Source organism: Pseudonocardia sp. ICBG601, from assembly GCF_020496245.1.
In genome coordinates this window covers 1-8,146 of the sequence record NZ_JAHLJA010000126.1, presented here as the reverse complement: position 1 = coordinate 8,146, position 8,146 = coordinate 1, and the positions used below count along the sequence as shown (strand labels likewise).

Genomic DNA, 8,146 nt, shown 5'->3' with positions numbered 1-8,146 from the left:
TCGCGAGGTAGAGCATCTCCTCGGCGGGCCGGGCGGTGCGGTGGATCTCGTCGATGAACAGCACGTCGCCGGGCACGAGGTTGGACAGCATCGCGGCGAGGTCCCCGGCCCGCTCCAGCGCCGGGCCGGAGGTCAGCCGGATCGCGGCCCCATCTCCTGGGCGATGATCATGGCGAGGCTGGTCTTGCCGAGCCCGGGGCGGGCCGGACAGCAGGATGTGGTCCGGCGGGTCGCCACGGCGACGGGCCCTCCAGCACCAGCTGCAGCTGCTCGCGGACCCGGGGCTGGCCGACGAACTCGGCCAGCAGCGGGGCCGCAGCGACGCCTCGACGTCGGTGTCCCCCGGCTGGACCCCGGCGTCCACGGCGCGCTCGTCGAGCCGACCGTCGACCCCGGCGTAGGGGTCGGGGTCGGTCACCGCGACCTGCCCAGGCTCGACAGCGCGGTGCGCAGCAGGTCCCGGGCGTCGGTGTCGGGGGCGTGGGCCAGGACCGCGTCGACGCCTGCTCGGCCGGGCGCTGGGTGAAGCCGAGCCCGAGCAGCGCCTCGACGACCTGGTCACGCACCCCGAGCATCGGGGCCGGTGCGGCCGCGACGGCGCCCGCGGGCACCGCGGCGCGGGCGCGGTCACCTTGTCGCGCAGCTCCACGACCAGGCGCTCGGCGCTCTTGCGTCCGACGCCGGGGATGCGGGTGAGCACGGCCAGGTCGCCGTCGGCCAGCGCGCGGCGCAGTGTGTCCGGCTCCAGCACCGCGATCGTGGCGAGCGCGAGCCGCGTCCCGATCCCGGACACCGTCTGCAGCAGCAGGAACAGCTCGCGTTCCTCGGCGTCGGCGAACCCGTAGAGGTCAGGGAGTCCTCGCGCACCACCAGCGTGTGTCGGCAGCCGGGCCTCGTCCCCGCGACGCAGCCCGCCCAGCGTGGCGGGGGTGGCGTACACCGCGAGCCCGACCCCACCCACCTCGATGACCGCGTGGTCCAGCCCGATCTCCAGCACCGGACCGCGCACCGAGTGGATCACTGACAGGTCCCCTTCCGACGAACGACCGTTCGAGCACCGACGCTACCGGGCCGCACCGACCGGACCGCACGCGACACCACGCCACCACCGGGCGAGAGGGTTCAGCGCGCGCGCCACCCGCCGGCCGAGCGGGCGTCGGCGGCCGCGCGGGCCGCGGCCCACTGCTCGGCGGCACCGGGCCGGGCGCCGCCGCGCTCGCGCTGGGCCTCGGCGAGCCGGGCACGGTGCACCGCGGCCAGCTCCTCGGCGCGGGCCTGGGCCTGCGCCATCCGGTCGATCATCGGTGAGCGCCAGCAGTGGCAGATGGCGAGCGCGAGCGCGTCGGCGGCATCGGCGGGCTTCGGGGGTGCGTCCAGGCCGAGGAGCCGGGTGACCATCGCGGTGACCTGCGCCTTGCCCGCGCGGCCCTCACCGGTGACGGCGGCCTTCACCTCGCTGGGGGTGTGGAAGGCGACCGGCAGCCCCGCCCGGGCCGCGACGAGCGCGACGACGCCGCTGACCTGCGCGGTGCCCATCACGGTGCGGACGTTGTTCTGGCTGAACACCCGCTCGACGGCGATCACGTCGGGTCGGTGCCGGGCCACCCAGCGCTCCACCTCGTCGGCGACGGCGAGCAGCCGCCGTTCCAGCGGCAGGGTCGGCTCACTGCGGGCGACGCCGACGTCGACGAACCCGACGGTCCGGCCCGCACCGGCCTCGACGACGCCGATGCCGCACCGCGTCAGTCCGGGGTCGACCCCGAGCACCCGCACCGCGTCCCCCTCGCCTCGGACCGCACAGCCGTTCGAGAACCGTACCGGTCGGGACGGTCCCATCCGGGCGGGCACGCCGGACCGGCGGGGCCGGGCCGGGCGGACCGGGGTGACGCCCGGGATGACAGGGTGCGCAGGTGACGTCGTTCCTCCGGGTCCTCGCGTGGGTGTGGGCCGCGCTGCTGCTGGTCGTGCTGGTGGGGACGTTCCGCCCCGAGACCCCGGCGATCGGGCTCGCGGGGTCGTTCCTGTCCGGCGCCTACCCACTGCACGTCGCCCTCGCCGGGGTGCTGGGGATCCTGTTCGGGCTGGCCGCGCGAGCCGCGGGTGCCCGGTTCACCGGCGTCGCGACGGCGGTGCTCGCCCTGGCGGCGGTCGTCGGGTCGGTCACGGTGCTGGCCGCGCAGGGCCGGGCCGCGTCCGAGCAGGGCGTCCCGCTGGACTGGACGGCGGCGCTGACCGAGCTGGGCCAGCCCGACGGGAAGCCCGACCGGTCGGTCGAGTTCGCCCCCGGCCGCACGCTGGACCTCTACCTGCCGACCGGCGCGGGTCCGCACCCGACGATGGTGTGGGTGCACGGCGGGTCGTGGACCAGCGGGGACCGCAGCGACCGCACCGCGCTGAACCGGTGGCTCGCCGAGCGCGGCTGGGCGGTCGCCGCGGTGGACTACCGGCTGCCGCCACCCGAGCCCGTCGGCCGCGACCAGCAGCGCGACGTCGCGTGCGCCGTCGACTGGGTCCGCGCGCACGCGGGCGAGGCGGGTCTGGACCCCCGCGCGGCTGGTCCTGGGCGGGCAGTCCGCCGGGGCGACGCTGGCGCTGTCGGTCACCTCCGGACTGCTCGACGGGACGCTGGCGTGCTCCGAGGCACCCGCCGCGTACGGCGGCACCGGCCCGGCCGACGCCCCACCGCCGACGCCCGGCCCGCCGCCGGTCGGAGTGGTCGCCTACTACCCGCCCGTCGACCTGACGCTGGTCGACCCCGACCTACAGCGCACCCTGTTCGGCGGCACGCACCGCCGACCAGGCGCCGGGCCTGCTGCGGCTGCTCTCCCCCGCCGAGCAGGTGCGCCCCGGGCTCCCACCGACCCTGCTGCTGCTCGGCTCCGCGGACCACTACGTCCTGCCCGACCGGGTCGCCGCCTACGACCGGCAGCTCCGCTCCGCGGGGGTCGACGGCAGGCTGGTCACCGTCCCCTACGCCGACCACGTCTTCGACCGCCCCTTCGGCAGTCCCGGTGCGCAACTGACCCGGGAGGCCGTGATCCGCTTCCTGACCAGGCTGAACTGATGCGGGTCGAGATCACCGCACTGGTGGTCGCGTCCCGGCACGCCTACGAGGGCAGGCCCGCCGACGGGCCGCGTCCCGACCCGGAGCCGCCGCTGCGCGACGAGGTCCGGGTGCGCGCCGGCCACGGGATCGTCGGCGACCGCTACGCCGGCCGACCGGCGCACGCCCGGGCCGCGGTGACGCTGCTGGCCGCGGAGTCGCTGGACCACCTGCGCACGGTCCTCGGCGACGTCGTCGAGGCCACCGCGACCCCGCGGGCGGCGCGGCGCAACATCGTGCTGCGCGGCGCCCCGGTCGACGCGCTCGCCGCACCGGGCCGGGGCGGCACCGGCGCGCTGTTCGCCCTGGACTCCGGCGACGGCCCGGTCCGCTTCCGCGCGCACCGCGCCGCCGCGCCGTGCCGCTGGATGGACACCGAGATCGGCGACGGCGCGTGGGCCGCGCTGCGTGGCCGGGGCGGGGTCCGCTGCGAGCCCCTCGACGACGGCGTGCTCCGCCTCGGCCCCGCCGAGCTGACGATCCTGGAACCGGCGGCAGCCGCACCGCAGGGATCCACACAGCGGGGATCCACACCGTAGGGACCCGCACAGCACGGATCCGCACCACGGGGATCCGCACCACGGGGATCCGCGACGTCGAGAGCAGCGCCACCGAGGCCAGCGCTGCCGGGATCCGCACCGCCGGACGCCGAGCACGGACCGTCCGGCGGGGGGCCCGCACCGTCCGCCGCCGCGCTGTAACAGCAGGTGGGAGGGTTTGCGACCCTACCGACGTCGGCACCGCAGGAGGTGACGCCGATGTCGTCCCCGGTCCCGCATCCCCGCCGCCCCGACGTGCCGCCGGCCGAACCCGCGCAGGCGGGCGTCGTCGTGCACCGGGGTCTGCCCGGGGACCGGGCGACCTGGGCCCGCCGGGCCGTCCTGATCGGGGAGCTGCTGGTCACCCTGGCCGATGCCGAGGCCGGCGGGCTGGAGCTTCCGCCGTCGCTGGCCGGGCGGCGTGCGCTGCGGGCATGGTCGCGTTCCGCGGAACGCGCGGTGGCCGCGGCCGGGGACGCCGACGCGGTCGTCGCGGTCCACACCGACGACGCCGACGTCCTCGCCGCCGCCGGGCGCGACCTGGCCGCGGTGCTGCGCCACGAGCGCGACACCCGACGCCGCACCGGCCCCCGTGCCACCCCGACCGGCCTCGCGGCTGATGGCACGACCGACACCACCACCGGCGTCACGGCCGGCACCACAGGCACGGCCGGCACCACAAGCACAGCGGGCACAGCCGGCACCACAGTCACGGAGGGCACGGTCGGGCGGCTCTGCGCGATCCTGCACGCCGCGGCCCGCCGTCAGGACGTCGCGGTCGAGCAGCTCGTCGCGGAGCTGGGCCGCGCCGGCCGCATCCTCGCGCCGGGACATCTGCGCCACCGCTCCGCAGCCGCACACGGCACCGGAGCCGGCACCGCGCCCACCCGGGGAGCGGTCGCCGGCTGACCCGGGCGCGAGGTCAGTGCGCCGCGGCGTCCCAGCTGCGGCCGGACCCGACCGACACCTCCAGCGGCACCGACAGGTCCGCCGCGGCCGCCATCTCCCGACGCACGAGTGCCTCCAGGGCCTCGCGCTCACCCTCGGCGACCTCGAGGACCAGCTCGTCGTGCACCTGCAGCAACATCCGGCTGCGCAGCCCCTCGGCCTGCAACGCCCGGTACACCCCGAGCATCGCGACCTTGATGATGTCCGCCGCGCTGCCCTGGATCGGGGCGTTGAGCGCCATCCGCTCGGCCATCTCCCGACGCTGACGGTTGTCGCTGGTCAGGTCGGGCAGGTACCGCCGCCGCCCCAGGATGGTGGCGGTGTAGCCGTCCTTGCGGGCCTGGTCGACGACTCCCGCGAGATAGTCGCGCACTCCGCCGAACCCGGCGAAGTAGTCGTCCATCAGCCCCTTCGCCTCCTCGGTGGAGATCCGCAGCTGCCCGGACAGGCCGTAGGCCGACAGCCCGTAGGCCAGGCCGTAGTTCATCGCCTTGATCTTGGCGCGCTGCTCGGGCGTCACCTCGGTGGCCGCGACGCCGAAGACCCGGGCGGCGGTCTCGGCGTGGAAGTCGTGCTGCGAGCGGAACGCCTCGATCAGCGCGGCGTCCTCGGACAGGTGCGCCATGATCCGCATCTCGATCTGGCTGTAGTCCGCGGTGAGCAGCTCGGCGTACGGCGTGCCGTCCGGCGCGGACCCGACGACGAAGGCGTCCCGGATCCGACGTCCGGCGGCGGTGCGGATCGGCACGTTCTGCAGGTTCGGGTCGGTGGAGGACAGCCGGCCGGTCGCGGCGATCGTCTGCGAGTACGTGGTGTGGATCCGGCCGTCCTCGGCGACGGACTTCATCAGCCCGTCGACGGTCACCTTCAGCCGGGTCGCGTCGCGGTGCTGCAGCAGGAACTGCAGGAACGGGTGCTCGGTCTGCGCGTAGAGGCTCGCCAGCGCGTCCGCGTCGGTGGTGTAGCCGGTCTTGGTGCGCTTGGTCTTGGGCATCTCCAGCTCGTCGAACAGCACGACCTGCAGCTGCTTGGGCGAGCCGAGGTTGATCTCCTTGCCGATCACCTCGTAGGCCTGCCGCGCGGCCTCCCGGACCTGGGTGCCGAAGTCGGACTCCAGGTCGGACAGGGTCTCGCCGTCGACGGCGATCCCGGCGGCCTCGCAGTCGGCCAGTACGAACGCCAGCGGCAGCTCGAGGTCGGCCAGCAGCTCGCTGCCGCCCCGCTCGGCGAGGTCGGCGTCGAGAGCGTCGGCGAGCTCGGCGATCGCCGAGGCCGCGAGCATCTCCTGCTCGGCGGCCCGGGCGTCGGCCTCCTCCTCGCCGCCCAGCAGCGACAGCTGACCGTCGGCGGGCTCCTCGGTGCGCAGCTCGCGACGCAGGTAGCGCAGCGCGAGGTCGGCCAGGTCGAAGGTCCGCTGCCCGGGCTTGGCCAGGTACGCGGCGAGCACGGTGTGTCTGGTCAGCCCGCCCAGGGGCCAGCCCCGCGCACGCAGGCGTGTGCAGCACCGGCTTCACGTCGTGCGCCGCCTTGGGGACGGACGGGTCGGCGAGCCAGTCGCCCAGCGCGGCCTCGTCGTCCGGGGTGAGGCCGGTCAGCGCGAGGTAGCCGGCGGCCGGGACGCCCCGCGGTGGCGCCCGCGGCCCGCTGCTCGACGGTCGGCTCGCCCGCGGCGAGCGCGATCCCGTCGAGGTCGCGCCCGGCGATCGGGCCGGTGACCCCGGCGAAGCTCACCGCGACGCGACGGCCGTCGCGGGCGTGGGTGTCCAGCCAGGCCCCGCACCGCGCCGGGGGCGACGACCTCGCCGGCGACCTCGAAGACGGACTCGGCCTCGGGCTCGGCGGAGGACAGCGTGGAGAACAGCCGCTCGCGCAGCACCCGGAACTCCAGCTCGTCGAACAGGCGGTGCACCGCGTCCCGGTCCCAGGGGCGCAGCTCGAGCTCCTCGGGCTCGGCGCCGAGGTCCGACCGTCGCGCACCAGCTCGGTGAGCTGGCGGTTGAGCAGCACGTTTCGCCAGGTTGGCCCGCAGGTTGTCCCCGGCCTTGCCCTTCACCTCGTCGACCCGGTCGGTCAGCTCCGCGAGCGAACCGAACTCTCCGGACCCACTTGGCCGCGGTCTTCTCCCCCACCCCGGGATGGAGGGCAGGTTGTCCGAGGGTCGCCGCGCAGCGCCGCGAAGTCCGGGTACTGGGTCGGGGTGAGCCCGTAGCGCTTGTCGACCTCGGCCGGGTCGATCCGACCGAGATCGGACACGCCGCGCTTGGGGTACAGGACGGTGACGTCGTCGGTGACCAGCTGGAACGCGTCACGGTCCCCGGTGGTGATGAGCACCTGGAAGCCGCGCGCCTCGGCCCGGTGGGCGAGGGTGGCGATGAGGTCGTCGGCCTCGTACCCGTCGACGGCGAAGACCGGGATGTTCAGCGCGCCCAGGACCTCCTTGATGAGGTCGATCTGGCCGCGGAAGTCGTCCGGCGTCGACGAGCGGTTCGCCTTGTACTCGGCGTAGCGCTCGGAGCGGAAGGTCGTGCGGGACACGTCGAAGGCCACCGCGAGGTGGGTCGGCTCCTCGTCGCGCAGCAGGTTGATCAGCATCGAGGTGAAGCCGTAGACCGCGTTCGTGGTCTGCCCGGTCCCGGTGCGGAAGTTCTCCGCGGGCAGCGCGAAGAACGCCCGGTAGGCCAGGGAGTGGCCGTCGAGCAGCAACAGGCGCGGCTTCGCCGGTGCCTTCTTCTTCGCCGAGGCCGACTTCTGGGTGTGCCCTGCGTCGCCTGTGCTCATCGGCGGCGAGTCTAGAACCGACCCCGACAGTGAACGCGGCCGCGGGTCGGCTCCCGGACGGGCCGGCCCCGGAGACGACGGTGCGGCCGCCCCACGAGGGGGACGACCGCACCGGGACGGGACCGCGCCGCTCAGCCGACCTCGGCCATGACCTCGTCGGAGACGTCGAAGTTGGCGTAGACGTTCTGGACCTCGTCGGAGTCCTCGAGCGCCTCGATCAGCTTGAAGACCTTCTTCGCACCCTCGGCGTCCAGCTCGACCTGCATCGACGGGACGAAGACCGCCTCGGCGGAGTCGTAGTCGATCCCGCTGCGCTGGAGCGCGGTGCGCACCGCGACGACGTCGGTCGGCTCCGAGACGACCTCCCAGCTGTCGCCGAGGTCGTTCACCTCCTCGGCGCCGGCGTCGAGGACGGCCATCAGCACGTCGTCCTCGGACAGGTCGGCCTTCGGCAGCACCACGACGCCCTTGCGGTTGAACAGGTACGCCACCGACCCCGGGTCGGCCATGGTGCCGCCGTTGCGGGTCATCGCGGTCCGGACCTCGGTCGCCGCCCGGTTCCGGTTGTCGGACAGGCACGCGACCACACGCGACCCCCGTTCGGGCCGTAGCCCTCGTAGGTGATCGTCTGGTAGTCGGCGCCACCGGCGTCGGCACCCGAACCACGCTTGACCGCACGGTCGATGTTGTCGTTCGGGACCGAGCTCTTCTTCGCCTTCTGGATGGCTCGTAGAGCCGTCGGGTTTGCCGTCGGGGTCACCGCCGCCGGTCCGGGCCG

The 8,146-nt window shown here is 75.0% G+C and carries 5 protein-coding genes and 2 pseudogenes; 3 read left to right on the top strand and 4 right to left on the bottom strand.

Annotated elements, in window-relative coordinates; translation table 11 throughout:
- The coding region (gene ruvA / locus KPL57_RS72810) for a Holliday junction branch migration protein RuvA (protein WP_374203796.1) at positions 1-1,021 on the bottom strand (1,021 nt) is incomplete at its 3' end.
- A 101-nt stretch (positions 1,022-1,122) separates the two neighbouring features.
- Entirely contained in the window at positions 1,123-1,773 is a 651-nt protein-coding gene (ruvC, locus tag KPL57_RS27070) for a crossover junction endodeoxyribonuclease RuvC (protein WP_226353655.1), read from the bottom strand.
- A gap of 137 nt (positions 1,774-1,910) precedes the next feature.
- On the opposite strand from ruvC, the gene KPL57_RS70385 reads away from it, so the two are divergent.
- From KPL57_RS70385 to KPL57_RS27055, 3 genes are all read left to right on the top strand, one after another.
- Positions 1,911-3,023 (top strand): alpha/beta hydrolase, encoded by a 1,113-nt coding sequence (locus KPL57_RS70385; RefSeq protein WP_226353654.1) that lies wholly within the window; start codon positions 1,911-1,913, stop codon positions 3,021-3,023.
- Between the two features lie 40 nt (positions 3,024-3,063).
- Entirely contained in the window at positions 3,064-3,642 is a 579-nt protein-coding gene (locus KPL57_RS27060) for a molybdenum cofactor biosysynthesis protein (RefSeq protein ID WP_226353653.1), read from the top strand.
- A gap of 219 nt (positions 3,643-3,861) precedes the next feature.
- Positions 3,862-4,551, top strand: coding sequence for a hypothetical protein (locus KPL57_RS27055; RefSeq protein ID WP_226353652.1), 690 nt, complete (start codon positions 3,862-3,864; stop codon positions 4,549-4,551).
- A gap of 13 nt (positions 4,552-4,564) precedes the next feature.
- Here KPL57_RS27055 and polA read toward each other — a convergent pair.
- Together polA and KPL57_RS27045 are read right to left on the bottom strand one after the other, a co-directional pair.
- Positions 4,565-7,368: pseudogene (polA, locus tag KPL57_RS27050) on the bottom strand (DNA polymerase I).
- A gap of 131 nt (positions 7,369-7,499) precedes the next feature.
- Positions 7,500-8,146 (bottom strand): annotated as a pseudogene (locus KPL57_RS27045) (YebC/PmpR family DNA-binding transcriptional regulator); the annotation flags it as partial.